This window comes from Sulfitobacter sp. D7 (assembly GCF_003611275.1).
In the GTDB taxonomy this organism is placed as follows: Bacteria; Pseudomonadota; Alphaproteobacteria; order Rhodobacterales; family Rhodobacteraceae; genus Sulfitobacter; species Sulfitobacter profundi.
Genome location: NZ_CP020694.1, coordinates 1,886,218 through 1,911,264 on the forward strand (window position 1 = coordinate 1,886,218; position 25,047 = coordinate 1,911,264).

26 protein-coding genes are annotated in these 25,047 nt (G+C 60.4%); 15 read left to right on the top strand and 11 right to left on the bottom strand.

Going from position 1 to position 25,047, the window contains the following annotated elements; translation table 11 throughout:
• The 3 genes from B5M07_RS09135 to B5M07_RS09145 form a co-directional block, all read right to left on the bottom strand.
• On the bottom strand, positions 1 to 822 hold the full coding sequence (locus B5M07_RS09135) for an ABC transporter ATP-binding protein (protein WP_093926183.1): 822 nt from the start codon (positions 820 to 822) through the stop codon (positions 1 to 3).
• Positions 819 to 1,601: an ABC transporter ATP-binding protein gene (locus B5M07_RS09140; RefSeq protein WP_067628634.1), complete on the bottom strand. Its 783-nt coding sequence runs from the start codon at positions 1,599 to 1,601 to the stop codon at positions 819 to 821. The genes B5M07_RS09135 and B5M07_RS09140 overlap by 4 nt, the downstream gene beginning before the upstream one ends.
• Before the next feature lie 396 nt (positions 1,602 to 1,997).
• Positions 1,998 to 3,182: an ABC transporter substrate-binding protein gene (locus B5M07_RS09145; protein WP_120351073.1), complete on the bottom strand. Its 1,185-nt coding sequence runs from the start codon at positions 3,180 to 3,182 to the stop codon at positions 1,998 to 2,000.
• Between the two features lie 186 nt (positions 3,183 to 3,368).
• On the opposite strand from B5M07_RS09145, the gene B5M07_RS09150 reads away from it, so the two are divergent.
• A complete protein-coding gene (locus tag B5M07_RS09150; RefSeq protein WP_120351074.1) occupies positions 3,369 to 4,466 on the top strand; it encodes a PQQ-dependent sugar dehydrogenase in 1,098 nt (365 codons plus the stop codon).
• Positions 4,467 to 4,469: 3 nt separating this feature from the next.
• Here the strand turns inward: B5M07_RS09150 and B5M07_RS09155 are convergent, their stop codons facing one another.
• Positions 4,470 to 5,474, bottom strand: a complete 1,005-nt coding sequence (locus B5M07_RS09155) for a GlxA family transcriptional regulator (protein ID WP_120351075.1) — start codon at positions 5,472 to 5,474, stop codon at positions 4,470 to 4,472.
• 191 nt (positions 5,475 to 5,665) lie between these two features.
• Here B5M07_RS09155 and B5M07_RS09160 point away from each other — a divergent pair, with 191 nt between their 5' ends.
• Positions 5,666 to 7,036: a class II 3-deoxy-7-phosphoheptulonate synthase gene (locus tag B5M07_RS09160; protein ID WP_120351076.1), complete on the top strand. Its 1,371-nt coding sequence runs from the start codon at positions 5,666 to 5,668 to the stop codon at positions 7,034 to 7,036.
• A gap of 93 nt (positions 7,037 to 7,129) precedes the next feature.
• Here B5M07_RS09160 and B5M07_RS09165 read toward each other — a convergent pair whose 3' ends face one another.
• Positions 7,130 to 7,789, bottom strand: a complete 660-nt coding sequence (locus B5M07_RS09165; protein WP_254693913.1) for a PAS domain-containing protein — start codon at positions 7,787 to 7,789, stop codon at positions 7,130 to 7,132.
• A 282-nt stretch (positions 7,790 to 8,071) separates the two neighbouring features.
• Here B5M07_RS09165 and B5M07_RS09170 point away from each other — a divergent pair, with 282 nt between their 5' ends.
• From B5M07_RS09170 to B5M07_RS09225, 12 genes are all read left to right on the top strand, one after another.
• Positions 8,072 to 8,962, top strand: coding sequence for a YicC/YloC family endoribonuclease (locus tag B5M07_RS09170; protein WP_120351078.1), 891 nt, complete (start codon positions 8,072 to 8,074; stop codon positions 8,960 to 8,962).
• A gap of 3 nt (positions 8,963 to 8,965) precedes the next feature.
• Positions 8,966 to 9,613, top strand: coding sequence for a guanylate kinase (gene gmk / locus B5M07_RS09175; RefSeq protein ID WP_120351079.1), 648 nt, complete (start codon positions 8,966 to 8,968; stop codon positions 9,611 to 9,613).
• Positions 9,610 to 10,131 (top strand): gamma carbonic anhydrase family protein, encoded by a 522-nt coding sequence (locus B5M07_RS09180; protein ID WP_120351080.1) that lies wholly within the window; start codon positions 9,610 to 9,612, stop codon positions 10,129 to 10,131. Before gmk ends, B5M07_RS09180 begins: the two co-directional genes overlap by 4 nt.
• Position 10,132: 1 nt before the next feature.
• Complete coding sequence (locus tag B5M07_RS09185) at positions 10,133 to 11,185, top strand: sensor histidine kinase (RefSeq protein ID WP_120352203.1); 1,053 nt, start codon at positions 10,133 to 10,135, stop codon at positions 11,183 to 11,185.
• A gap of 138 nt (positions 11,186 to 11,323) precedes the next feature.
• Positions 11,324 to 12,364, top strand: coding sequence for a substrate-binding domain-containing protein (locus tag B5M07_RS09190; RefSeq protein ID WP_120351081.1), 1,041 nt, complete (start codon positions 11,324 to 11,326; stop codon positions 12,362 to 12,364).
• A gap of 71 nt (positions 12,365 to 12,435) precedes the next feature.
• A complete protein-coding gene (gene pstC / locus B5M07_RS09195) occupies positions 12,436 to 13,932 on the top strand; it encodes a phosphate ABC transporter permease subunit PstC (RefSeq protein WP_441351390.1) in 1,497 nt (498 codons plus the stop codon).
• Positions 13,929 to 15,284 carry a phosphate ABC transporter permease PstA gene (gene pstA / locus B5M07_RS09200; protein WP_120351082.1) on the top strand — a complete coding sequence of 452 codons (1,356 nt, stop codon included), beginning with the start codon at positions 13,929 to 13,931 and terminating at the stop codon, positions 15,282 to 15,284. The genes pstC and pstA overlap by 4 nt, the downstream gene beginning before the upstream one ends.
• A 16-nt stretch (positions 15,285 to 15,300) precedes the next feature.
• The gene (gene pstB / locus B5M07_RS09205) at positions 15,301 to 16,098 is read left to right on the top strand and encodes a phosphate ABC transporter ATP-binding protein PstB (RefSeq protein ID WP_120351083.1); all 798 of its coding nucleotides are present in this window, start codon (positions 15,301 to 15,303) and stop codon (positions 16,096 to 16,098) included.
• 4 nt (positions 16,099 to 16,102) lie between these two features.
• Positions 16,103 to 16,810, top strand: a complete 708-nt coding sequence (gene phoU / locus B5M07_RS09210; protein ID WP_120351084.1) for a phosphate signaling complex protein PhoU — start codon at positions 16,103 to 16,105, stop codon at positions 16,808 to 16,810.
• 4 nt (positions 16,811 to 16,814) lie between these two features.
• Positions 16,815 to 17,504 carry a phosphate regulon transcriptional regulator PhoB gene (gene phoB, locus B5M07_RS09215; protein ID WP_067936042.1) on the top strand — a complete coding sequence of 230 codons (690 nt, stop codon included), beginning with the start codon at positions 16,815 to 16,817 and terminating at the stop codon, positions 17,502 to 17,504.
• 183 nt (positions 17,505 to 17,687) lie between these two features.
• Complete coding sequence (gene aroQ, locus B5M07_RS09220) at positions 17,688 to 18,125, top strand: type II 3-dehydroquinate dehydratase (RefSeq protein ID WP_120351085.1); 438 nt, start codon at positions 17,688 to 17,690, stop codon at positions 18,123 to 18,125.
• On the top strand, positions 18,125 to 18,880 hold the full coding sequence (locus B5M07_RS09225; RefSeq protein WP_120351086.1) for a LuxR family transcriptional regulator: 756 nt from the start codon (positions 18,125 to 18,127) through the stop codon (positions 18,878 to 18,880). The genes aroQ and B5M07_RS09225 overlap by 1 nt, the downstream gene beginning before the upstream one ends.
• Positions 18,881 to 19,187: 307 nt before the next feature.
• Here the strand turns inward: B5M07_RS09225 and tsf are convergent, their stop codons facing one another.
• The 5 genes from tsf to B5M07_RS09250 all read right to left on the bottom strand — a co-directional run bounded on the left by tsf (position 19,188) and on the right by B5M07_RS09250 (position 23,118).
• Entirely contained in the window at positions 19,188 to 20,063 is an 876-nt protein-coding gene (tsf, locus tag B5M07_RS09230) for a translation elongation factor Ts (protein ID WP_120351087.1), read from the bottom strand.
• Positions 20,064 to 20,161: 98 nt separating this feature from the next.
• Positions 20,162 to 21,037: a 30S ribosomal protein S2 gene (gene rpsB / locus B5M07_RS09235; protein ID WP_067629648.1), complete on the bottom strand. Its 876-nt coding sequence runs from the start codon at positions 21,035 to 21,037 to the stop codon at positions 20,162 to 20,164.
• Between the two features lie 155 nt (positions 21,038 to 21,192).
• Positions 21,193 to 22,029, bottom strand: coding sequence for a lysophospholipid acyltransferase family protein (locus tag B5M07_RS09240; RefSeq protein ID WP_120351088.1), 837 nt, complete (start codon positions 22,027 to 22,029; stop codon positions 21,193 to 21,195).
• On the bottom strand, positions 22,026 to 22,784 hold the full coding sequence (locus B5M07_RS09245) for a GNAT family N-acetyltransferase (RefSeq protein ID WP_120351089.1): 759 nt from the start codon (positions 22,782 to 22,784) through the stop codon (positions 22,026 to 22,028). The genes B5M07_RS09240 and B5M07_RS09245 overlap by 4 nt, the downstream gene beginning before the upstream one ends.
• A 148-nt stretch (positions 22,785 to 22,932) precedes the next feature.
• Complete coding sequence (locus B5M07_RS09250) at positions 22,933 to 23,118, bottom strand: DUF3553 domain-containing protein (RefSeq protein ID WP_067262087.1); 186 nt, start codon at positions 23,116 to 23,118, stop codon at positions 22,933 to 22,935.
• A gap of 29 nt (positions 23,119 to 23,147) precedes the next feature.
• On the opposite strand from B5M07_RS09250, the gene B5M07_RS09255 reads away from it, so the two are divergent.
• On the top strand, positions 23,148 to 23,750 hold the full coding sequence (locus B5M07_RS09255) for a histidine phosphotransferase family protein (protein ID WP_120351090.1): 603 nt from the start codon (positions 23,148 to 23,150) through the stop codon (positions 23,748 to 23,750).
• 3 nt (positions 23,751 to 23,753) lie between these two features.
• Here B5M07_RS09255 and B5M07_RS09260 read toward each other — a convergent pair whose 3' ends face one another.
• Entirely contained in the window at positions 23,754 to 25,019 is a 1,266-nt protein-coding gene (locus B5M07_RS09260) for a glutamate-5-semialdehyde dehydrogenase (protein WP_120351091.1), read from the bottom strand.
• Positions 25,020 to 25,047: the final 28 nt, after the last annotated feature.

The following is a 25,047-nucleotide window of genomic DNA, read 5'->3' on the forward strand; positions in this document are numbered from 1 at the left end:
TCAGCCCCCCAGAAACGATTTGCGGACTTCAGGATCGGCCAAAAGCTCTTTGCCGGTGCCGGTAAAGGCGTTCGCCCCCTGCACAAGCACATAGCCTTTGTCCGCGATCTCAAGCGCTTGACGGGCGTTTTGTTCGACCATCAGGATCGGGATGCCGGTGCGGGCCACCTCGATGATCCGGTCAAAGAGTTCGTCCATCACGATGGGCGAGACACCCGCTGTCGGCTCATCGAGCATCAGAACCTTCGGCTGCGTCATCAACGCCCGGCCCACGGCGACCTGCTGGCGTTGACCGCCCGACAATTCGCCCGCCGCCTGATTGCGCTTTTCCTTGAGGATCGGGAAGAGGTCATAGACCTGCGCCATCGTATCGCGGAAATCGTCACGGCGGATGAAGGCCCCCATCTCTAGATTCTCTTCGACCGTCATCGAGGTGAAGATGTTTGAGGTCTGGGGCACAAAGCCCATGCCCTTGGCCACCCGGTCTTGCGGGCTGAGGTTGGTAATATCCTCCCCATCTAGCCGCACATGGCCTTTACGCATGTCGAGCATACCAAAGACCGCCTTCATACCCGTGGATTTGCCCGCACCATTTGGGCCGACGATCACGGCGATTTCGCCGCGATCCACCGCGATGGTGCAGTCATGCAGAATGTCGGGGCCTGCGCCGTATCCGGCGGTCATGCTGTCGCCGATCAGAAAGGGGCCACCGGGGGCGGGGTGAGTTTTGCCGCTGGCCTTGGGCATGATGCTGCCTTGGCCCTTTGCGTTGCCGACCGACCAATCTTTGTTGCCGCGGTCGCCGTAGGGATCATTGCTCATGCGCCTACCTTGTCCTTGTTCTTCAGACCAGTGCCGAGATAGGCCTCGATCACCTGCTCGTTCGCCTTGATCTCATCCAGCGTGCCTTCGGCCAGCACGTGGCCCTCGGCCATGCAGATCACTGGATCGCAAAGGCGGCCAATGAAATCCATGTCATGTTCGATGACGACGAATGTGTAATTGCGTTCTTGGTTCAGGCGGATGATGGCGTCGCCGATGGTGTTGAGCAGCGTCCGGTTCACGCCCGCGCCGACCTCATCCAGAAAGACGATCTTGGCATCCACCATCATGGTGCGGCCCAGTTCCAGTAGCTTTTTCTGGCCGCCCGAGATCTGACCGGCCTTTTGCTCGGACAGATGTTCGATGGTCAGGAATTCCAGCACCTCATCGGCCTTGGCTTTCAGTGCGCGTTCCTCATCGGCGATGCGCTTGGTACCGAACCATGTGTTCCACAGTGTTTCGCCCGACTGGTTGCCCGGCACCATCATCAGATTCTCACGGCATGACATCGACGAAAATTCATGCGCAATCTGGAAGGTGCGCAGCAGCCCTTTATGGAACAGCTCATGCGGGGGCAGGCCAGTGATGTCTTCACCGTCCATGGTCACCCGGCCCGAAGTGGGCTGCAGCACGCCTGCGATAACGTTGAACAGCGTGGTTTTACCCGCGCCATTGGGGCCGATCAATCCGGTGATCGATCCCTTTTCAATCGACAGGCTTGCCCCGTCGACGGCGTGAAACCCGCCGAAGTGTTTGTGTACGTCGTCTACGACGATCATATGTCCATCCCCGTGTCCGCCACCTTGTGGCTGGTTTTTATTGGTCGTCTTGCGGTGGGCCGCGCATATCCGCGCTGCCTTACCTGTTTACAGTCTGCTGAGATTCTTGGAAGGGACCGCTGCGGTCCTTTTATGAAGAAAGCTTGCCGCTGCCTCGTTAAAGGCAGATCGCACAGCATTGCCGAAATCACACTCAGCAAGATACATGCTCAGAGCCCTGACCGGCACGGCCATCTGTTGCTTTTTCATCCTGTCCTCCCAGACGGGACGTGTTTTCCACGTCCTCAATAGGAGTTTTGTACTGGCTGCCTGCGCGGAAGAAAAGCCGATTTCCCAAGCAAAAGGCCCGATCGCGATGCAACCGGGCCTCTGCAAGTGTTTCAGACGAAGCTTAGATCAGCGGTAGCCGACCGTCACCATCTTACCGTCTTTCATTTCGATCTCACGGTAGCTGCCCGCGCTTTCGCCCGGTCCGATCAGCTCAACCGCCGACGCACCGACATAGTCGACATCGCCGCCGTCTTTGATGATCTGCAGCGCTTTGCCCAGCTCACCCGGCAGGATTTTTTCGCCCGGTGCGTTGGCGACTTCCATCACTTTTTCTTTGTACATCGCCGGATCGTTGGACCCTGCGGCCTGCATCGCCAGCAGCATCAGAGCCGCCGCGTCATAGGCTTCGGGCGAGAAGGCGTTGGTCGGCTCGAAACCGGCTTCTTCGCCCATCTTCTTGTAGTTGTCGGGGCCTTCGCCAGAGGCGCTTGGGTTCTGACCGAAAGAGCCATCCGCGATCTCGGCGAATTTTTCTTCGAGCGTGTCGGAGACCATGCCGTCGGGGAACATGAAGGTGTCGAACGCGCCTGCGTCCAGCGCGCCGTTCACGATGCCCGCACCGCCTTGGTCGACGTAGCCTGCAACGATCAGCACTTCACCACCGGCAGAGGCCAGCGCGCCGACTTCGGCGGAATAGTCCGCTTTGCCGTCTTCATGCGATGTGTTGATTGTGACGGTGCCGCCGGATTCCTTAAACGCGGTTTCAAAGCTGTCGGCCAGACCTTTACCATAGTCGTTGTTGGTATAGGTGACGGCGACTTCTTTGATGCCACGGTCGTTCAAGATGTCGGCCATGACCTGACCCTGACGCGCGTCAGACGGTGATGTGCGGAAGAACAGGCCGTTGTCTTCGACGGTCGACAGAGCAGGCGATGTCGCCGATGGCGAGATCATCACGATGCCGTTCGGAATGGCGACGTTCTGCAGCGAGGCTGTCGTCTCGCCCGAGCACATGCCGCCCACAATGCCGCTGACGCGATCAGAGGTGATCAGACGCTCAGCAGAAGCCACGGCCAGACCCGCGTCGATGCAGCCGGTGTCGCCACGCTCGGACGAAACGGTGGCACCGTCGAGGAACATGCCGGATTCATTAACTTCGGAAATCGCCAGTTCAGCACCGGCAGCCATGTCATTGGCCAACGATTCCAGCGGGCCGGTGAAGCCCAGCAGAATGCCGATTTTTGTGTCTTCTGCATGCGCGCCGGTGGCGAGCAAAGCTACGGCCGTTGTGGCCATCAATATTTTTTTCATTTGGAACTCTCCCTTAGTTGAACTCTCGTTCTGATCGAACGTTAGGTCGTGGTTTCGAAAAAGAAAAGGCGATTTATCACGTGGTCTGCGCGGGCGGCTTTTCGCGTGTGCCGAGTGGAATGCTGGAAATGGGCCGCTTGCTGGCTATGTCTTGTTCCAAGCCCCCACGCCCAAAGGAGCCTGCCCATGACATCCGCCAAACAATTCGCGACCGCCACTTTCATCAGCCTTAGCAGCCTCTGCGCCGCAGGCGCGGTAAGCGCCCAGAGCAGCCTGACGATCACCCCCATGGCCGAGGGTCTAGAGGCGCCTTGGGGCATCGCCCCCATGCCCGACGGCGGCCTGTTGGTCACCGAGAAAGCCGGGCGGCTGATCTACCAAAAAGACGGCGCACGGCATGAGGTGTCGGGCCTGCCCGAGGTGGCCGTGGTCGGGCAGGGCGGTCTGTTGGACATCACCCTGGCCGAGGATTTCGCGCAGAGCCGCCTGTTGTTCCTGACCTATGCCAAACCCCAAGAAGGCGGCGGCGCGGGCACCGCTTTGGCCAGCGCGCGCCTGTCGGAAGATGCCCGTAGTCTGGAAAACTTGACCGAGCTTTTCGCCATGAAACCGGGCAGCAACGGCGGGCAGCACTTCGGCTCTCGCGTGGTCGAGGCGCGGGATGGCACGCTGCTGGTGACCATCGGCGAACGGGGCGATCGCCCCGCAGCCCAAGACCGCAGCACCCATAACGGCAGCATCATCCGCGTGAACCGCGACGGCTCGATCCCCGACGACAATCCCTTTGTCGATATGCCCGATGTGCTGCCCGAGATTTGGTCCTATGGCCACCGCAACCCGCAAGGCGCGGGGCTGGATTTGGACGGGCGGCTTTGGGTGTCGGAACACGGGGCCAAGGGCGGCGACGAGGTGAACCGCATCACCAAGGGCACGAATTACGGCTGGCCGGTAATTTCCTACGGGGAGCATTATTCGGGTGCGAAGATCGGCGAGGGCACCTCGAAAGAGGGAATGGCGCAGCCCGAATTCTACTGGGATCCCTCCATCGCGCCTGCGGGACTGGTGGTCTACTCCGGCGCGCAATTCCCCGAATGGGAGGGCGATATCTTCGTAGGCTCGCTCAAGTTCGACTATATCGCTCGGCTGAGCGGTGACCCGCTGGAAGAGGTCCAGCAGATCAAAACCGCCGAGACTGCCCGCGTGCGCGATGTTGTCGAAGGCCCCGAAGGGGCGATCTGGTTCATTTCAGAGGGCAATGGCACCGTCTACCGGATCACGCCTTGACCCTCAGGCGGGCTGCCGGGTGGATTGGCTGCCGCGCTCGCGATAGGGCGTGGTTTGATAGTGCGCCCGGTAGCATTTGGAGAAATGCGAGGGCGAAGCAAAGCCGCAGGCCAGCGCCACGTTAATCACGCTCATATCCGTCTGCATCAACAGGTTACGCGCCTTTTGCAGCCGCAGTTCCATATAGTACCGTTTGGGGCTGCGGTTCAGGTAACGCCGGAACAGCCGCTCCAGCTGGCGGGTCGACATGCCAACATCCCGCGCAAGGATCGAAGGGCTGATCGGCTCTTCGATATTACGCTCCATCTGCTGAATGACTTGGCTGAGCTTGGGATGCCGCACACCGATTCGGGTGGGCACCGACAGGCGCTGCGTGTCTTGGTCCGTGCGGATCGACGAATAGATCAGCTGATCCGCCACGGCATTGGCTGTTTCTTCGCCGTGATCATCGGCGATGAGTTTCAGCATCAAATCCAGAGACGAGGTGCCGCCCGCCGTGGTCAACCGGTTGCCGTCCACCACGAAAACCGATTTCGTCAGGATAACCTCTTCGAATTCCTCGCCAAAGCTGTCTTGATTCTCCCAATGGATTGTTGCGCGTTTGCCATCCAGCAGCCCGGCCTTGGCCAGCGTGTGCGCTGCGGTGCACAGGCCGCCCACCACCAACCCTTTGCGGGCCTCGCGGCGCAACCAAGCCAACAGTTTCTTGGTAGTCGCCGCCTGTACGTCGAGGCCGCCGCAGATCACAATCGTGTCGTCGCGGCCCAATTCCTCTAACCCGCCATCAAGCGCAAAGACCGCGCCGGCTGAGCTTGTGCAGGTCTCACCGCTTTCGCCCACGGCCTGCCATTGATAGACCTCGCGTTCGAGCATGCGGTTGGTGATACGCAGGCATTCCACCGCCGAGGCAAAGCTCAGCAGGGTGAAATTCTCCAACAGCACAAAGACGAAGCGCCGCGGCTTGTCGGTCTGGGGGGGCATGCGGGTGGCCGGGCGCGGTTGGGACATCTCGGCGTCTTTCTACTCAGGTCGTCTCTGCCGACATGTGCCATAGCCGCCAGAACTTGCCGAAAACATTGCCCACGGGCCTGTCGTAACGTCAATAGGGCGCATTTCGGTTCTGGTCACTTTACCCGCGCCTTTGTATAGAGAAAGATCACGAAGCGCCGACACTCGGCGCTGTGGAGCGGAGTAGAAAGATGACAGACTGGAGCACCTCAAGCTGGCGCAGCAAACCGCGCGTCCAGATGCCCGATTACCCTGACCAAGCCGCATTGCAAGCGGTTGAGGCACAGCTGGCACGCTATCCGGTCCTCGTTTTTGCGGGCGAAGCACGCCGACTGAAGAAACATCTGGCCGCCGCTGGACGTGGCGAAGCCTTCCTTTTGCAGGGCGGCGATTGCGCGGAGAGCTTTGAGCAGTTCAGCTCGGACGCCATTCGCGACACATTCAAAGTGATGTTGCAGATGGCCATCGTGCTGACCCACGGTGCCAAAGTGCCGGTGATCAAACTGGGCCGTATGGCCGGTCAATTCGCCAAACCGCGCTCGGCTCCGACCGAAGTGGTCGATGGTGTGGAACTGCCCAGCTACCGCGGTGATATCATCAACGATCTGGCCTTTAGCGAAGCGGCCCGCATTCCGGACCCGCAAAAGATGCTGCGCGCCTACACACAGGCCGCCGCCACGCTGAACCTGTTGCGGGCATTCTCAACCGGGGGCTATGCGGATGTGCATCAAGTCCACGGCTGGACGCTGGGCTTCACCGATGACGAAAAGGCCGAGAAATACCGCGAGATTGCCAACCGCATCTCTGACACCCTGGATTTCATGGCCGCCGCTGGCGTGACCGCCGAAACCGCGCATACCTTGCAATCGGTGGAATTCTACACCAGCCACGAGGCGCTGTTGCTGGAGTATGAAGAGGCGCTTTGCCGTCGTGACAGCCAGACTGGCAAGTGGCTAGCAGGCTCGGGCCATATGATCTGGATCGGTGACCGCACGCGGCAGCCCGACGGCGCGCATGTGGAATTCGCCAGCGGTGTGCAAAACCCTATCGGCCTGAAATGCGGCCCCTCGATGACCAGCGATGACCTCAAGCAATTGATGGCCAAGCTGAACCCCGACAACGAAGAAGGCCGTCTGACGCTAATCTCGCGCTTTGGTGCGGGGCAGGTGGGCGATCACCTGCCGCGTCTGATCAAAACCGTGCAGGAAGAGGGCGCGAATGTCGTCTGGACCTGTGACGCGATGCACGGCAACACGATCAAATCCTCGACCGGTTACAAGACCCGGCCGTTTGATTCCGTGCTGCGCGAAGTGCATGAGTTCTTTGCCGTGCATAACGCCGAAGGCTCTGTCCCCGGTGGTGTGCATTTCGAGATGACCGGCCAAGACGTGACCGAATGCACCGGCGGTGTGCGGGCGGTCAGCGACGAAGACCTGTCGGACCGCTACCACACCGCCTGCGACCCGCGCCTTAACGCCAGCCAATCGCTGGAATTGGCGTTCTTGGTTGCCGAAGAACTGTCGAACCGCCGCACGGCACAGACAGCGCGGGCAGCTGGGTAACAGACGCGGCCTTGGCCGACCCACGATGAGATTGACGCCGCCCCGCATAATGCAGGGCGGCGTTTTTTTACGTTCGAAGGGCAGGTTTGCGCGCTATTCCTGCTCTGACTTCACCAACCGCAGGTAGGGCGGCAGATTTCCCGTCGTGGCACTGGTGAAGCTGGCTTTTCCCTCTGCAAATCCGGTTTCCCTTGGCAAAGTCGACTGTTGCAACGGGGCGGCATAGCGCAACGGTCTGGTCGCTCCGCCAATGCCGCTGCGCCGCGTCGCCTGCGCCAGATCGAAACGCCGCGGGGTTTGGCCGACCTCGCCTCGTACGACCAGACAGCCCAGCACCCGGCTGACATCGCCCAGATCGCTTTTAAGCGGCAAAAGCAGCATGCGCCCCGTCAAAGCCGGTCGCCCATAGGAGGCAGCCGCGCTGAGATGCAGGGTGGTTTGACCGGGCAGTTGAAAAACCTCTTCCAGCGCCTCGCTGACGCGGGGACGCGATTGCGTGCCGAAAAAGGCGGTGATTGGCATGCCGCGCACCTCCATCCCCATGAGATCGCGCAGATGGCCGCCCGCGATACGCAACCGCCCAACACCCACCGCGACACGTTCAAGGATAAAGGCGTATTCCAGCGCGGCCTCTATTCCGCGCGGGTCGATATCGGACCGCCGCGGCATCAATCTGTTGCCACGCAAGGCTTCCCAATAGGCTTCGACCTGCGCCAGCGGGCCATAGCCAACATGCGTCCGATGATCTGACATGGCGACAACATTCTGCGCGGTGTGGCCTGTATTGCCCATTAAAACTCACCCATAAGGACTTGGCCAATACAGCTGCCGTTTTTGAAACGACAGCGGCACAATGTGGCCGAAAACATTACCAAATCATTAATACCGCACCCCGAGAGAGAATTCGTCCCGCTTTCGGCGAAGTGGTTAACGACATTGCCTTGGGATCAGCCGGTCCATCGGGGCCGGGGGCTTGCCCCTCGCGGGGGTTTCGCCGTAAGGCAGGACATGACCGCCCTTGCAAGGAACGCACCGATGATCAGGTCCATGACAGGTTTCGCCTCTGCCTCCGGCACTTTGGAAGGCTGGAGCTGGTCTTGGGAACTGCGCGCGGTCAATGGCAAAGGGCTCGACCTGCGGCTGCGTGTGCCCGATTGGGTCGACGGGCTGGAGGTCGCCCTGCGCAAGCAGGTGACGGCTCAGGTGGCGCGGGGCAATATCACCTGCAACCTGCGCATATCCTCGGCTGAGAGCGACGGCAGCTTGCAGGTCAACGCGGCGCATGTCGACACGCTGCTGACCGCCCTGCATGAGATTGAGGCCCGCGCGATGGATGCCGGTGTGTCGCTCGCGCCCTCGCGGGCAAGCGACATTCTCACCATGCGCGGCGTGCTGGAACAGGCCGAGCAGGCACAGGACATCGACGCGCTGCGCGACGCTTTGCTGTCGGAAATGCCCGCCTTGCTGCGCGACTTCAACGCCATGCGTGAGCAGGAAGGCGCGGCGCTGGCCACGGTCATGCAAGCGCAATTGACCGAGGTCGAAAACCTTGCCGCCGAAGCCGCCGCATTGGCCGAGGCGCGCCGCGAAGACAGCGCCGCCAACCTGCGCCGCAACCTCGCGCGGGTGCTCGACAACAGCGAAGGCGCGGATGCCGACCGGGTGGCGCAGGAACTGGCCTTGATCGCGGTCAAAGCCGATGTCACCGAAGAGATTGACCGCCTTGCTGCCCATGTCGCCGCCGCCCGGGCGCTGATCGGGCAGGGCGGGCCGGTGGGGCGCAAGCTGGATTTCCTGATGCAGGAGTTCAACCGCGAAGCCAACACGCTCTGCTCCAAGGCGCAGAGCACGGAATTAACGACTGTCGGTCTGGCCCTGAAGGCGGTGATCGACCAAATGCGCGAACAAGTGCAAAATGTGGAGTAAGACGTGACCAACCCAAGCCGACGCGGCCTTCTGATCATTCTCAGTTCCCCCTCTGGGGCGGGCAAATCGACCATGGCCCGCGCCCTGCGCGCATGGGATCCGACGATCAACTTCTCGGTTTCCGCCACCACCCGCGCCCCCCGTCCGGGCGAGGAGGACGGCACCGATTACCGCTTCGTCGGCGAAGAGCACTTCCGTCAGGCCGTGGCTGAGGGCGAGATGCTGGAACATGCCCATGTCTTTGGCAACTTCTACGGCTCGCCCAAGGCGCCCGTGCAGGCGGCGATCGATCAGGGGCAAGATATCCTCTTTGACATCGACTGGCAGGGCGCACAGCAAATCCGCAACTCGGATCTGAACACCCACACGCTGTCGATCTTCCTGCTGCCGCCCTCGATCACCGAATTGAAACGCCGTTTGGAAAGCCGTGGGCAGGACGATGCCGAGACCATTGCCAAACGCATGGGCAAAAGCTGGGACGAGATCAGCCACTGGGATGGCTATGACTTCGTGCTGGTGAATGACGACCTTGATCAGACCGAGGCACGGCTGAAATCCATCATCACCGCCGCGCGGCTGCGGCTGAGCCAACAGCCCGCGATCAAGGACCATGTCCGCCGTCTGCAATCTGAATTTGAGGAGTTGAAATGACCCTTTACGCCCTTGCTGATGCCCGCCCCGATGTCTCTCCCGATGCTTGGGTCGCGCCGGATGCCAATGTGATCGGCAAAGTCACACTCGGGCCTGACGCCTCTGTCTGGTTCGGCAGCACCCTGCGCGGCGACAATGAGATGATCACCGTGGGCCGCGGCAGCAACGTGCAAGAGAACTGCGTCTTTCACACCGATATGGGCTATCCGCTGACCGTGGGCGAGGATTGCACCATCGGCCACAAAGTCATGCTGCACGGCTGCACCATCGGCGACAACAGCTTGATCGGCATGGGAGCCACGGTGCTGAACGGCGCTAAGATCGGCAAAAACTGCCTGATTGGGGCAGGGGCGCTGATCACCGAAAACAAGGTGATCCCCGATGGATCACTCGTTATGGGCGTGCCGGGCAAAGTGGTGCGCGAACTCGATGCACAGGCGATCCAACAGTTGACCGCCAGCGCCAAACACTATGCCGAAAACGCCGCGCGCTTCCGTCGCGATCTTGAACCGCTCTGACATGGGCAACACCGCCGTGACCCTTGCCGATGTGGTGGCGGCGCTGCCGCTGCCAAGCGTGGCCATCAACGCCGAAGAGCGGATCACCGTTCTGAACGCCCCCGCCGAAGATTTGCTGGGCAAGGGGCTACTGGGCCGCCACTTTGTCACCGCGCTGCGCCAGCCGGGGCTGGTCGAAGCGGTGGAGCGGTGTCTTTCGGGGGCGGGCCCCTGCCAAGCGCGTTTCACCAGCATTGGCGGCGAACACGGCACCACCTATGACGTCAGCCTGCGCCCGGTGGGGGCGCATGGGATTGTCCTGCTCAGCTTCAACGATGTGACGGAGATGGCGCAGGCCGGGCAAATGCGCCGCGATTTCGTGGCCAATGTCAGCCACGAGTTGCGCACCCCGCTGACCGCGCTCATCGGATTTATCGAAACGCTGCAAGGCCCGGCGCGTGATGACACGGCGGCGCGCGAGCGTTTTCTGGGGATCATGGCGCAGGAAGCCGAGCGGATGAACCGACTGGTGGGCGAGCTTTTGTCGCTCAGCCGGGTCGAGGCCGAAGAGCGCGTGCGCCCGGAAGTGCCGATTGACCTGCGCGATGTGCTGCGCGGCACCCTGCGCAACCTCGCCCCGCTGGCGGTGGATAGCAACGTGACACTGGCGCCGACATTGGGCGATGCCCCGGCGCTTGTGCTGGGGGATGCGGACCAATTGGTGCAGGTCTTTACCAATCTTATCGAGAACGCGATCAAATACGGCGGGCGCGACAACAGGGTCGAGATTTCGGTCAAAAGCACGGCCCATGACCCCGCCATGCGCGGCCCGGCGGTCTATGTCAGCGTGCGCGACCACGGCCCCGGCATTGATGCAATTCACCTGCCGCGCCTGACCGAACGGTTTTACCGCGTCGACAGTCACCGCAGCCGCGCGCTTGGGGGGACAGGGTTGGGTCTGGCCATCGTCAAACACATCATGAATCGCCACCGCGGGCGGCTTAAGGTGACCAGCACCCCCGGCCAAGGGGCCGAATTCCGCGTGATTTTGCCGATGAAAACGGAATCTGACTAAATTTTGCAGAAATTTGGTGATTCAGGCCGACTGTCATGAAACTGTAACGTTGCTGTCACAAAAGCACAGCACCGCCTTCATAGACGGGGCGCAGATCACCATGGGGTGGTCACCAATTCGCATCTGACAGGAGATATCATGTCACTCGCAAAACTCACCACTTCCGCCCTGGCGATTGCCGCCGTATCCGCAACTGCCGCTGCCGCGCGTGACCAAGTACAGGTTGCCGGTTCCTCGACCGTGCTGCCCTATGCCTCCATCGTCGCCGAAGCCTTCGGCGAAAACTTTGACTTCCCGACACCGGTCGTGGAATCGGGCGGCTCTTCGGCTGGCCTCAAGCGTTTCTGCGAAGGCGTGGGCGAGAACACCATCGACGTGGCCAACGCCTCGCGCCAGATCAAAGAAGCCGAAGTGGCGGCCTGTGCCGAAAACGGCGTGACCGACATCATCGAAGTGCGCGTCGGCTATGACGGCATCGTCTTTGCCTCCGACATCAACGGCGAAACTTTTGAGTTCACGCCGGTCGATTGGTACAAAGCCCTGAGCGCCAAGGTTGTCGTAGACGGCGAAGTGACTGAAAACCCTTACACAACTTGGGATCAGGTCAACCCCGATTTCCCCGCCCAGCCGATCCAAGCCTTCGTTCCCGGCACCAAGCACGGCACGCGCGAAGTGTTCGAAGACAAGGTGATCCTCGCGGGTTGCGAAGAAACCGGCGATTTTGAGGCCTTCCTCGAAGCGGCGGACGGCGACAAGAAAGCCGCCGAGAAAGAGTGCATCAGCCTGCGCACCGATGGTAAATCCGTCGACATCGACGGCGACTACACCGAAACGCTGGCACGCATCGAAAGCAACCAAGACGGCATCGGCGTCTTTGGTCTGGCCTTCTATGAGAACAACACCGACAAGCTGCAGGTTGCCACCATGGGCGGCGTTGAGCCAACCACCGAGAGCATCGCCTCGGGTGACTACCCCGTGTCGCGCCCGCTGTTCTTCTACGTCAAGAAAGCCCACATCGGCGTGATCCCCGGTCTGAAAGAATACGCTGAGTTCTTCGTCGCGGACGAAGTTGCTGGCCCCGACGGCCCGCTGGCCGAATACGGTCTGGTGTCCGACCCCGAGCTGGCCGACACCCAGTCCGTGGTTGCCGACGAGACCGTCATGGGCAGCGGTTCCTAAACCTAACCTAAACGACGCCGGGGGCGGGCAACTGCCCCCGGTTTTTCGCTTTTTGATCCACCGGGGGACATGTGGGACAAATACTGACAACAGGCGCGGTGCTGCCACTGGTCATCCTGATCGCGGCTTTGGCACTGGGCGGCTACTTTCTTGCGCGGCGGCGGGCTTTGGCCTCTGCCCAAGGCGACAGCCGCAATCTGCATTCGCTGCCAAGCTATTACGGCTATAACGCGGTGATGAGCGTGGCAGTGCCCGCGCTTTTGGTTCTGGGCCTCTGGCTGCTGGTGCAGCCGATGCTGGTGCAATCTTCGGTGGTCGACATGATCCCTGCCGAGGCTGTGCCCGAAGGGTCTTCTGTTAACCTGATCATGAGCGATGTACGCCGGTTGGCCGATGGGCTGGATGCGGCGGTTTCTGCCGGCGCTCTCAGCGCGGGCGACGCAACGGACCTATCTGCCGCGGACGATCTGCGCGCATGGCTGGCCGAACGCGGCGTCGCCATCGGGGCCGAGATCAGCCCCGAAGTCCTCGCCGCCGCGCAGGCCTACCGCGAGATGACGGCCACGGGCAATTTTTGGCGCAACATTGTCGTCGCACTCATCGCCTTGATCGCGCTTTTTCTGGTGCTGCGCGAAACCGATGCCGAATTCCGCGCGCGCAACCGAGTCGAGGGTGGCATCAAAGCGCTGCTGATCCTTGCGGCCTCCCTCGCGATCCTCACCACCGTGGGCATTGTGCTGTCGATGCTGTTCGAGACGATCAACTTCTTTAATCTGCATCCGTGGACCGATTTCTTCTTCGGCTCGTCGTGGGCGCCGAATTTCCGCGGGGACAGTGACCTGTCGATCCTGCCGCTGCTTTGGGGGACGCTCTATATCTCTTTCATTGCGCTGCTGGTGGCTGTGCCCATCGGGCTTTTCGCGGCGATTTACCTAAGTGAATATGCCGGTCCCAAAGTGCGCGCCACAGCCAAGCCGCTGCTGGAGATCCTCGCTGGTATCCCCACCATCGTTTACGGTCTCTTCGCGCTGCTGACGGTTGGGCCGTTCCTTGTGCAGGTCTTTGGCCGGGGGGATGCAGGGCTGCTGGGCGTTGACTGGATGTCTGGCGCGACCTCGGTGCTGACCGCTGGTTTGGTCATGGGCATCATGCTGATCCCTTTCGTCTCCTCCCTGTCGGACGACATCATCAACGCGGTGCCCCAGTCGCTACGCGACGGCTCCTTCGGCTTGGGTGCAACGCAGTCCGAGACAATCCGTCAGGTCGTGATCCCCGCCGCTTTGCCGGGCATCGTCGGGGCCGTTTTGCTGGCCGCCAGCCGCGCCATCGGTGAGACGATGATCGTCGTGCTGGGGGCAGGGGCCATCGCCCGCATCTCGGCCAATCCGCTGGAAGCCATGACCACCATCACCACCCGCATCGTTAGCCAGTTGACCGGGGACAGCGATTTCGCCAGCCCAGAAACACTGGTGGCCTTTGCCCTTGGCCTGACCCTCTTCGTCCTGACCTTGGGCCTGAACGTGCTGGCCCTCTACATCGTGCGTAAATACCGGGAGCAGTACGAATGAGCGATATCCCCAACCCCGCAGCCCCTTTTGCAGACCCGCGCGGTGCGTCCCTGCTGGTGCAAGACGGGCGGACCAAACGCCGCAACGCCGCCGAGGGCCGTTTCAAGCTCTATGGGATCATTGCCATCGTCATCGGCCTACTGATGCTGCTGACGCTGCTTTTCACCATCATCTCCCGCGGTACCGGCGCGTTCCAGCAGACCTATGTGACGCTTTCCGTGCCACTTCTGGAGGACAAGCTCGACAAGAACGGCAACCGTGATCTGGAAGACATTAAAAAGGTCTCGACCTTCGGCTATTCGCCTTTGCTGAAAGCGGCCTTTGAAAACAAGGTCGAAGCGGCGGGGATCGAGACTGATCTCAAGTCGAAAGACATGGCTGACATCCTGTCGAAAGACGCCGCTGCACAGCTTCGCGATCATGTTCTGGCGAGCCCAGAGTTGATCGGGACCGCCGCCGAGTTCGAGTTCCTGACCAACAGCCGCGTCGATGGCTACCTCAAGGGCCGTGTGACCCGCGAAAGCATCGCCAATGACAAGAACATCAGCGCCGAACAGCTTGATTTTGTAGATGTTTTGATTGCTGACGGCAGCCTCGAAAAGCGCTTTAACATCGACTTCATCACGGGCGCCGACGCCTCTGACGCGCGGCCCGAAGCGGCGGGCATGGGGGTGTCGATGATCGGTTCCTTTGCCATGATGCTGGTGGTGCTGGTGCTGGCGCTGCCCATCGGTGTTGCGGCCTCGATTTACCTCGAAGAATTCGCCCCCAAGAACTGGATCACCGACATCATTGAGGTGAACATCAGCAACCTCGCTGCGGTGCCGTCGATCGTCTTTGGTATCCTCGGCCTTGCGGTATTTATCAACTATATGCACCTGCCGAACTCCGCCCCCTTGGTCGGTGGTCTGGTGCTGACACTGATGACCCTGCCGACGATCATCATCTCGACCCGCGCTTCGCTGAAATCCGTGCCGCCGTCGATCCGTGATGCGGCGCTTGGGGTAGGGGCCTCGAAGATGCAATCGGTCTTTCACCATGTGCTGCCCTTGGCCGCGCCAGGTATTCTGACCGGCACCATCATCGGGCTGGCGCAAGCCCTTGGCGAAACGGCACCTTTGCTGCTGATCGGCATGGTCGGCTTCATCGCCTCCAACCCACCGGAAAGCATCGCCGAAGGGCTGATGTCCCCGAACTCCGCCATGCCGGCCCAGATTTACGAATGGGCCAAACGCGCCGACCCGGCCTTCTATGAACGCGCTTGGGGCGGTATCATCATCTTGCTGGTGTTCCTGATCTCGATGAATGCCATCGCCGTGCTGCTGCGCCGCCGCTTTGAGCGACGCTGGTAAACAAAGGACGGGACCCATGAAAGACAACAGATATTCGGAGAGTGACGTGACAACCCAACCCGTCAAGATCGCGGCCCGCAATGTGCAGGTCTACTACGGTGACAGCCACGCCATTCGCGACGTGGACATCGACATCAACGACAAAACCGTGACCGCCTTTATCGGGCCCTCGGGCTGCGGCAAGTCGACTTTTCTGCGCTGTATCAACAGGATGAACGACACAATTGATGCGGCCCGCGTGACCGGTGACATCCGTATCGACGGCGAAGACATCTATGACAAGCGCGTCGATCCGGTGCAGCTGCGCGCCAAGGTGGGCATGGTGTTCCAAAAGCCGAACCCGTTCCCCAAGTCGATCTATGACAATGTCGCCTATGGCCCGCGCATCCACGGGCTGGCGCGCAACAAGGCAGATCTGGACGATATCGTCGAGCAAGCGCTGCGCCGTGGGGCAATCTGGAACGAGGTGAAAGACCGTCTGCACGCGCCGGGCACCGGCCTGTCGGGTGGACAACAGCAACGCCTCTGCATTGCCCGCGCCGTGGCCACGGAGCCAGAAGTACTTTTGATGGACGAACCATGCTCCGCACTCGACCCGATCGCCACCGCGCAAGTCGAGGAATTGATTGACGAATTGCGTCAGAACTACTCCGTCGTGATCGTCACACACTCCATGCAACAGGCCGCGCGAGTGAGCCAGAAAACCGCCTTCTTCCACCTCGGCAACCTTGTGGAATTTGGCGACACCGACGACATCTTCACGCGCCCCCAAGACCCGCGCACCGAAAGCTATATCACCGGCCGTATTGGATAATATCATGTCAGATCAACACATTGCATCAGCATTCGACCGCGATCTGGAAGCGGTTCAGGCCCAGATCCTCAAAATGGGCGGCTTGGTCGAAGACGCCATCCGCCGTGGCGCACAGTCACTTGAAACCCGCGACGAAGAGCTCGCCAATGAGGTGCGGGCAGGGGACAAGGCCATCGACGGGCTGGAAGAGCAGATCAACGAAAGCGCCGCCCGCGTCATCGCTTTGCGCGCGCCCACGGCGATTGACCTGCGGCTGACATTGAGTGTCATCAAGATTAGCGCCAACCTCGAACGTATTGGCGACTATGCGAAAAACATGGCCAAGCGCAGCAACGTGCTGAACCAGATGGAGCCAGTCAGCGACAGCACCGGTGCGATCCGCCGCATGGCCGGCGCAGTTGAGGCGATGCTGAAAGACGCGCTTGACGCCTATATCCAGCGCGACGCCGATCTTGCGCGTGACGTGATCACCCGCGACGAAGATGTCGACCAGATGTATAATGCGCTGTTCCGTGAATTCCTGACCTTCATGATGGAAGACCCGCGCAGCATCACCGCCTGCATGCACCTGCATTTCATCGCCAAAAACGTCGAGCGTATGGGTGACCATGTGACCGCCATCGCCGAACAAGTCGTCTATCTGGTGACCGGTGAGACGCCTGAGGACGACAGGCCCAAGGCCGACCGCACCTCGATCACCACGAAGGACTGAAACCATGGACGTGACCCGGCCACAGGTTTTGCTGGTAGAAGACGAACCCGCGCAACGTGAGGTATTGGCCTACAACCTCGAAGCCGAAGGCTTTGAGGTGCGGCGCGCCGAGGATGGTGAAGAAGCCATGTTGCTGGTGTCAGAGGCCGCACCTGATCTGGTAATCCTCGATTGGATGATGCCCTTAATGAGCGGCATCGAAGTCTGCCGCCAGCTGAAGTCGCGAGAGAGCACCCGGCATATCCCGGTCATCATGCTCTCGGCGCGATCCGAGGAAGTGGACACCGTGCGGGGCCTTGAGACCGGCGCGGATGACTATGTGATCAAGCCATACAATCTGCGCGAACTCATGGCGCGGGTCCGTACGCAGTTGCGGCGCACGCGACCAGCAGCCGCAGGCGCGCTGCTCAGCTTCGATGACATCCAGCTTGATCCAGAACGCCATCGCGTAAGCCGTGCGGGCAATGAACTGAAACTGGGGCCAACAGAATATCGGCTGCTGACAACGCTGCTTGAGAAACCCGGCCGCGTGTTCAGCCGCGACCAGTTGCTCGACCACGTTTGGGGCCGCGATATCTATGTCGACACGCGCACTGTGGACGTTCACATTGCACGACTGCGCAAGGCGTTAACCCGTGAAGGCGGTGGTGATCCGATCCGCACTGTGCGGGGCGCGGGTTATGCTTTGGGCTAAGGCATTCTGTTCATCCTTAGGAAGCCATTTATCTACATAATACTGATTATGAGTTTTACATATTACGGTATTGGCCCCGTTGTTGCGATCTTCTCGCCACAGTAGCACCTCAATGCCACCTGACGCTGGACAGCGCCAGTTTCGCTCCGCTAACACTATCTAGATGTTTTAAAGCGAGTGATTATGGCCTCTGTACTTATTTTGAACGGCCCGAACCTGAACCTATTGGGCACGCGACAGCCTGAGGTCTATGGCAAGACGACCTTGGCGGATGTTGAGGCTCTCTGCGCGGCGGAAACTGCGCGCCTGGAATTGGAGATGCAATTTGCGCAGTCCAATCACGAAGGCGCGTTGATCGATTTGATCCATGAAGCCCGTGGCCAACATGCTGGTATCATTCTGAATGCTGGCGCCTATACGCATACGTCGATCGCGCTGATGGATGCCATTGCCTCGGTCGAACTCCCTGTGGTCGAAGTGCATTTGAGTAATATCCATGCCCGTGAGAGCTTTCGCCATAGGTCCTACATCGCCCCTGTGGCCATCGGACAAATCTGCGGTTTCGGTGTACACGGCTATGTTTTGGCCATCCAAGCCCTTCAACGTTGCATTGTAAGCTAATGAATTTGCGCGATTATCTTCATCAAATCGCGCATAGCCCGACAATCGAAGAACTCTGGGATGCCCATACACGACAGATGGCTGACTATGGGTTTGACCGGCTGATCTACGGGTTTACGCGCTACCGAACGCCGACATCGCTGGGGGATCCGGCGGATTTTGTTATTCTGAGCAATCAAAGCCCGGAGTATCTTAACGGCTATCTTCATAGCGGGCTGTACTTCAACGCGCCTATGCTCAGATGGGCGCTGAACAACGAAGGCGCTTGTAGCTGGGGCGCCCTGCCCGAGATCACGCATGGCGATGACCTGTCGGAGTCCGAGAAACGGGTGGTTGATTTCAACGCGCGGATGGAGGTGACCGCGGGCTACACGATCAGTTTCCGCTCAATCTCGGCGCGGTCCAAAGGCGCGATCGCCTTGACGGCACGGCGTGGCCTGACCCAAGACGAGGTCGATGCAATCTGGGACGAGCATGGCGCCGACATTCAGTTGATGAATGAAATCGCACACCTAAAAATCCTGTCCCTGCCCTATAGCAGCCCCAACCGTAGCCTCACGCGGCGCCAGTTGGAGGTGCTGCAATGGGTCGGAGATGGCAAAACAACGCAGGACATCGCCCTGTTGATGGGTCTGACAGCCCCCACCGTCGAAAAACACCTTCGCCTCGCCCGAGAGGCGCTGTCGGTTGAGACGACAGCTCAGGCGGTGCTGAAGGCCGCTTTTGCGAACCAGATGTTTGTGATGGATCCGTAATATATTAGGGTATGGAATACCTTACTGGCACCTCAGGTAGTAGATGGCCATGGTCCGCCAGTATCGCGGGTGTTCGCATCAACGGTACGACGGGCTCTAAATCCTTGTAATACCAAGGCGCTTTTTGGTCCGCCGGTTTCAGTCAGGTTTATTTTTCACCTGGCTGACCGGATCCCGACCCATCCCCAGATACTCTTCGTTCACGGCCCCCGCGCTGCGCATTGGCAGCGCCGCCATGCGTATCCCTCCAACGAAAAAGGGCGGCGCATTGGAATGCGCCGCCCCATATTCAGCATGACGAAAAGGCTTAGCCTTTCGCGGCTTTTGCCACTTCTGCTGCGAAGTCTTCTTTGATGACCTCAATGCCTTCGCCAACTTCCAGACGCACGAAACCGGTGATGGTCGCGCCCGCTTCTTCGGCAGCTTTGCCGACGGTCAAGTCAGGGTTCACAACGAAGGACTGGTTCACCAGCGTCACTTCAGACATGTACTTCTGCATCCGGCCGGTGATCATTTTCTCGATCACGGCTTCGGGCTTGCCGCTTTCACGGGCGATGTCCATCTGAACTTGCTTTTCTTTCTCGACCACGGCTGGGTCCAGATCAGCTTCGGACAGCGATGCAGGATTCACAGCGGCGATGTGCATCGCGATCTGCTTGCCCAGTTCTTCGTTGCCACCGTTCATGGCGACCAGAACACCGATCTTGCCCATGCCGGGCGCGGCTGCGTTGTGCACGTAAGAGACAACGGTCTCGCCTTCGATGCTCTGCATGCGGCGCAGGGACATGTTCTCGCCGATTTTGGCGATGGCGTCGGTCAGCGTGGTTTCAACGGATTTGCCATTGATCTCAGCCGCTTTCAGCGCTTCGACATCGTCCACTTTCAGCGCTGCATCGGCGATGTTGCTGACCATGGACTGGAACTCGGCGTTCTTGCCAACGAAGTCGGTTTCGGAGTTCACCTCAACCGCAACACCGCGGCTGCCTTCGACCTTAACAGCCACAAGACCTTCGGCTGCGGTACGGCCGGATTTCTTCGCCGCTTTGGCCAGACCTTTGGTGCGCAGCCAGTCAACGGCGGCTTCCATGTCGCCGTTGCTTTCTGTCAGTGCCTTCTTGGCGTCCATCATGCCTGCGCCGGTGCTGTCGCGCAGTTCCTTGACCATGGATGCTGTGATTGCCATCTCTTGGTTCTCCTTTGGAAATCGGGTGCAGGCCCAAGGCCCGCTACTGGTGGAAATCGGGGCAGGTTACCCTGCCCCGTGTTTCAGGTCCGTGACGCTTAGCCTTCGGCTTTTGCGACGGTCTCTTTCTTGGATTCGATGTCCAGCGGCGCGTCTTTGCCCATGGCATCGTCATGCACGGTCTCTTCGGATGCGTTGCCGATTTCGACGCCGGTGCTTTCTTCGCTTACGGCTTCCTCTTCGGGGGCTTCTTCCATGGCGCCCAGATCAACGCCTGCCGCACCCAGCTGAGCGGACATGCCGTCGAGAGCAGCGCGCGATGCCAGATCGCAGTAAAGCGAGATGGCGCGGGCCGCGTCGTCGTTGCCGGGGATGATGTAGTCAACGCCGTCGGGCGAGCAGTTGGTATCAACCACGGCCACAACTGGGATGCCCAGTTTGTTGGCTTCGGCGATGGCCAGTGCTTCTTTTTTCACGTCGATGACGAAAAGCAGGTCAGGACGGCCGCCCATTTCGCGGATGCCGCCCAGCGATGCTTCCAGTTTGTACTGGTCACGCTCCATACCAAGACGCTCTTTCTTGGTCAGGCCTTCAAAGCCGCGCTCGGACTGTTCATCGATGTTTTTCAGACGGTTGATCGACTGCGAAACAGTCTGCCAGTTGGTCAGCGTGCCGCCGAGCCAACGGTGGTTCATGTAATACTGTGCGCATTTCTCTGCGGCTTCGGCGATCGGCTGAGCAGCCTGACGCTTGGTGCCAACGAAGAGAACGCTGCCGCCTTTGGCGACGGTGTCACGGATCACTTTCAGCGCATCGTCCAGCATAGGAACGGTTTGCGTGAGGTCCATGATGTGGATGCCGTTGCGTGCGCCGTAGATGTACGGGCCCATGCGGGGGTTCCAGCGCTGTGTCTGGTGACCAAAGTGCACGCCTGCTTCAAGCAGCTGGCGCATGGAGAACTCAGGAAGAGCCATGTCTTTATACCTTTCCGGTTTAGCCTCATCGGGGGTATGACAGCGTCATGCTGCCAACCGGCGGACGTTTTGGGATTTCTCCCCAAAAGGCCCAACCCCGACTGCGGGTTCAAGTGGTGCGCATATATGCCAGCGCGCGCCGCAGCGCAAGGGGCTTATTGCAGGCCCGACCGGGGATCAGCATGCCCTGCCCGCACGATCGCCTCGCAATGTTGCGCCAGTGCCTTGCGCCCGGCGAAATCGGCCACCGGGAGCGGCGGGTGATAGACCACCTCGACCGCACCCTGTTTTCGCGCGGCCAGTGTCGTCAGCAGATGCGCCCCAAATGACATATCCCCCCACCATCCATAAAATCGCGGGTCTTCGCCCTGAGGCGCATGGTAGATCACACTCACCGGCTGAACCGCGATCTCGTCACGCAAGGCCGGGTCGAAAAAAGCCTCAAAAAGGGTTGCTTTGAAGGGCAGCACTTGCAGCCCGTCGGTGCTGGTGCCCTCTGGGAAGAACAGCAGCTTATGCCCCGCCAACAGCCGCGTCCGAAAAACCTCTGTCTGGCTGCGCGCCTCGGCCCGGTCGCGGCGGATAAAGACCGTCCCCGTCGCCCGCGCCAACCAGCCGATGCCGGGCCAGCCCGCGACTTCGGATTTGGAGACGAAATAGATCCGTTTGGCCGCGTTCAGCGCGAAAATATCCAGCCACGACGTATGGTTGGCCACCACCGCGCCGCGCCGCTCCATCGGGGTGCCCCGCCTGACAAAGCGCATGCCAAGCACCCAGAATGCGGCTCGGCATACCATTTGCGTGATATGGGGCGTGATGGGCCGGTGCAGGCCGAAAATTGGCCGCTCGATCAGCCGCAACAGCAACAAGACCACCAGCCCGCCAAAAACAAAAAGCGCCAAGAGCACACCGCGCAGCGCCACGCGCAACATCCCCCAAAGGGTCAGGTGCCGCTTGGGCGGTGGCTGGTCACTGTCCCAAGTCGTGGTCATCCTGCGCCTCCGCCATAGAACCGCGCCTGACGCGCGCTCATTTGTTTCGTGTCTAGGATCAGGCAGACATCCGTGGTGTTAAAGGCACGGTCGATATAGGCCCCCTCGCCCACGGTGCCGCCCAGCCGGAGATAGGCTTTGATCAGGCTCGGCACGGCCAGCATGGCTTTGCGCCGGTCAAGCTCGGCCTCAGGGATCAGGTCCATCGGTGTGATTTCACTGGCGCGCACGCGCAGGTCTGCGGGCGCCAAGTGCCGATGATGCAACAGCGAAAGCGGTTCGGCCAAGGCGGCCGTATCCGTGCCGTGAAAACTTGCCACGCCGAACAGAACCTCGATCTCATGCTCGGCCACATAGCGCCCGAGCGCGGCCCAAAGGTGGTGCATCGCCGTGCCACCGCGATAGGCAGGATCAAGGCAAGACCGCCCCAATTCCAATAGTTTACGTCCCGAATTCTTCAGCGGTGTCAGATCGTATTCCGTCTCTGAATAGAACCCGCCTGCCCGCGCGGCCATATCCCCGCGCATCACCCGGTAAACGCCCGCAAGCTCGCCATTGCGCAGATCAGTCAAAAGCAGATGATCAAAGTAGGGGTCGAACCGGTCTTGCTCCAGCCCGGCGGTGTGATCGACCATCGGCCCGCCGCCGCCCAGCTCTTGCACGAAGACATCATAGCGGAGCCGCTGCGCGGCCTGCACATCAGCGTCCGTCTGCGCCAGTCTGACTTGAAAATCTGCTGCAACGCCCCGCGGCATCGGCCAATCCTATGCCCGAAATGAAAGTCTTCGCCTGATAGGCAATCGGCTGGCAAGGCGCAACAGTTGCAAGGAAAGCGAAAACCGGCTACTCTCCCTCTGGTTGCTTCAAAGAAAATTTCTTCCACCATTAAGGATTTGGAAAGGGTCATCCCTCATCAAAGACCGGCATTAATTCCAAACGAAAGCTGTCTATGACCACCTTACCCTGGTCACGAAAGTTGACCGTCACCTTGCCGCCGATGTTGCTTTGCACTTGGCCCGTGCCCCATTCGGGATGCTGCGGGTGCATGACCAGCATGCCCGGCGTCAGCAGCGCGTTCAGATCATCCATGCCGTTTCCAATCATCCTAAGGGGCCACCATGGACCAATTTAACATCGACCTGCCCGCGCTGATCGGCAGCCGCATCTGCCACGACTTAATATCGCCAATCGGCGCCATCAACAACGGGCTTGAACTGCTTGAAATGGCTGGCACCGGGGCCGCACCGGGGCCAGAGCTTGCCCTGATCGGCCAAAGTGTCGAAAGCGCCTCGGCCCGTATCCGGTTTTTCCGCATTGCTTTCGGGGCCGCTGGCGATCAGACCATGGGCCAGAATGAAGTGACATCGATCCTGCGCGATCTCTATACCGCCTCACGGGTTGAGATCGACTGGCAGATCACAAGCCCCCAATCGCGCAACTGCGTGCGATTGGCGTTCCTGTCGCTGCTTTGTATGGAGACGGCTTTGCACCATGGCGGGCGGATCACCATTATCGTAGAGGCTGGCCAATGGCGTCTGCATGCCGAAGCCGACAAGATCGCGATAGACCCCGCACTTTGGGCGCTATTGTCTCAGCCGAATCCAGACCAGTCGCTACAACCTGCACAGGTCCAATTCGCGCTCTTGCCCATTTTGGCCCAAGCGCAGGGGAAAGAAATCACAGTAGACAGCGCTGACACGGTCCTCACCCTGTCTTTCTAAGGGTCAGCCGCGCACCGTTCCCGCGCCCCGAACGAGGTACTTAAAGCTCGTCAACTGCGCCGCACCGACGGGGCCGCGGGCGTGCAGTTTGCCCGTCGCGATGCCGATCTCCGCACCCATGCCAAACTCTCCCCCATCCGCGAATTGAGTGGAGGCGTTGTGCATCAGAATCGCCGAGTCCAACCCGCTGAAGAATTCCGTCGCTGTCTCAGTGTTCTCGGTCAGGATGCAGTCCGTATGGCCCGACCCGTACTGGCGAATATGGGCCATGGCGGCCTGGACATCGGGCACGACGCGCGCCGCCACGATCATGTCGAGGTACTCTTGCCCCCAATCCGTCTCGCTCGCCGGAACCGTGCCGGGGATATCCTGCAGTGCCGCATCGGCGCGCACTTCGACACCGGCATCGATCAAGGCCCGGATCACACCTTTGCCAATGGTCTTGGCGATACCCTCGTGGATCAGCAAACACTCCGCCGCGCCGCAGATTCCCGTGCGCCGTGTCTTGGCGTTCAGCACCACTTTAAGCGCTTTCTCAGGGTCGGCCTCGGCGTCGATATAGATATGCACGATCCCTTCAAGATGGGCAAAGACCGGCACGCGCGCCTCACGCTGTACCAACCCAACAAGACCCTTGCCGCCCCGCGGCACGATCACGTCGATGGTATCGGTCATGGTTAGCATTTCACGCACCGCCGCCCGGTCGCGTGTGGGCACCAGTTGCACCGCATCCTCGGGCATGCCCGCATCCCGCAACCCCTGTTGCAGGCAGGCGTGGATGGCGCGGGAAGAATGAAAGCTCTCAGACCCGCCGCGCAGGATCACCGCGTTACCGGCCTTGAGGCAAAGCGCCCCCGCGTCTGCCGTTACATTCGGACGCGATTCATAGATCACGCCGATCACGCCAAGCGGGGTCCGAACACGCTGGATGTTTAGCCCCGAAGGCTGGTCCCATTCGGCGATGATCTCTCCCACTGGGTCGGCCTGTTCCGCGACCGAGCGCAGCCCGTCGACCATGCTGCGAATGCGGTCTTCGTCCAGCATCAGCCGGTCCATCATCGCATCCGACAGTCCCTTATCGCGACCAAAGTCGAGATCCTGCGCATTGGCGGCGATGATCTCGGCCCGGTTCTTCCAAACGGCGTCGGCGGCGCTGATCAATGCGGCATGTTTACGCTCTGCCGTGGCGCTTGCCAGACGCGCTGCTGCGGCGCGGGCGCGGGCCCCGATATCGGCCATCAATTTAGAGATATTTTCGATGTCACTCATAGCCTTATGCCCCTGTCTTAATCTCGCG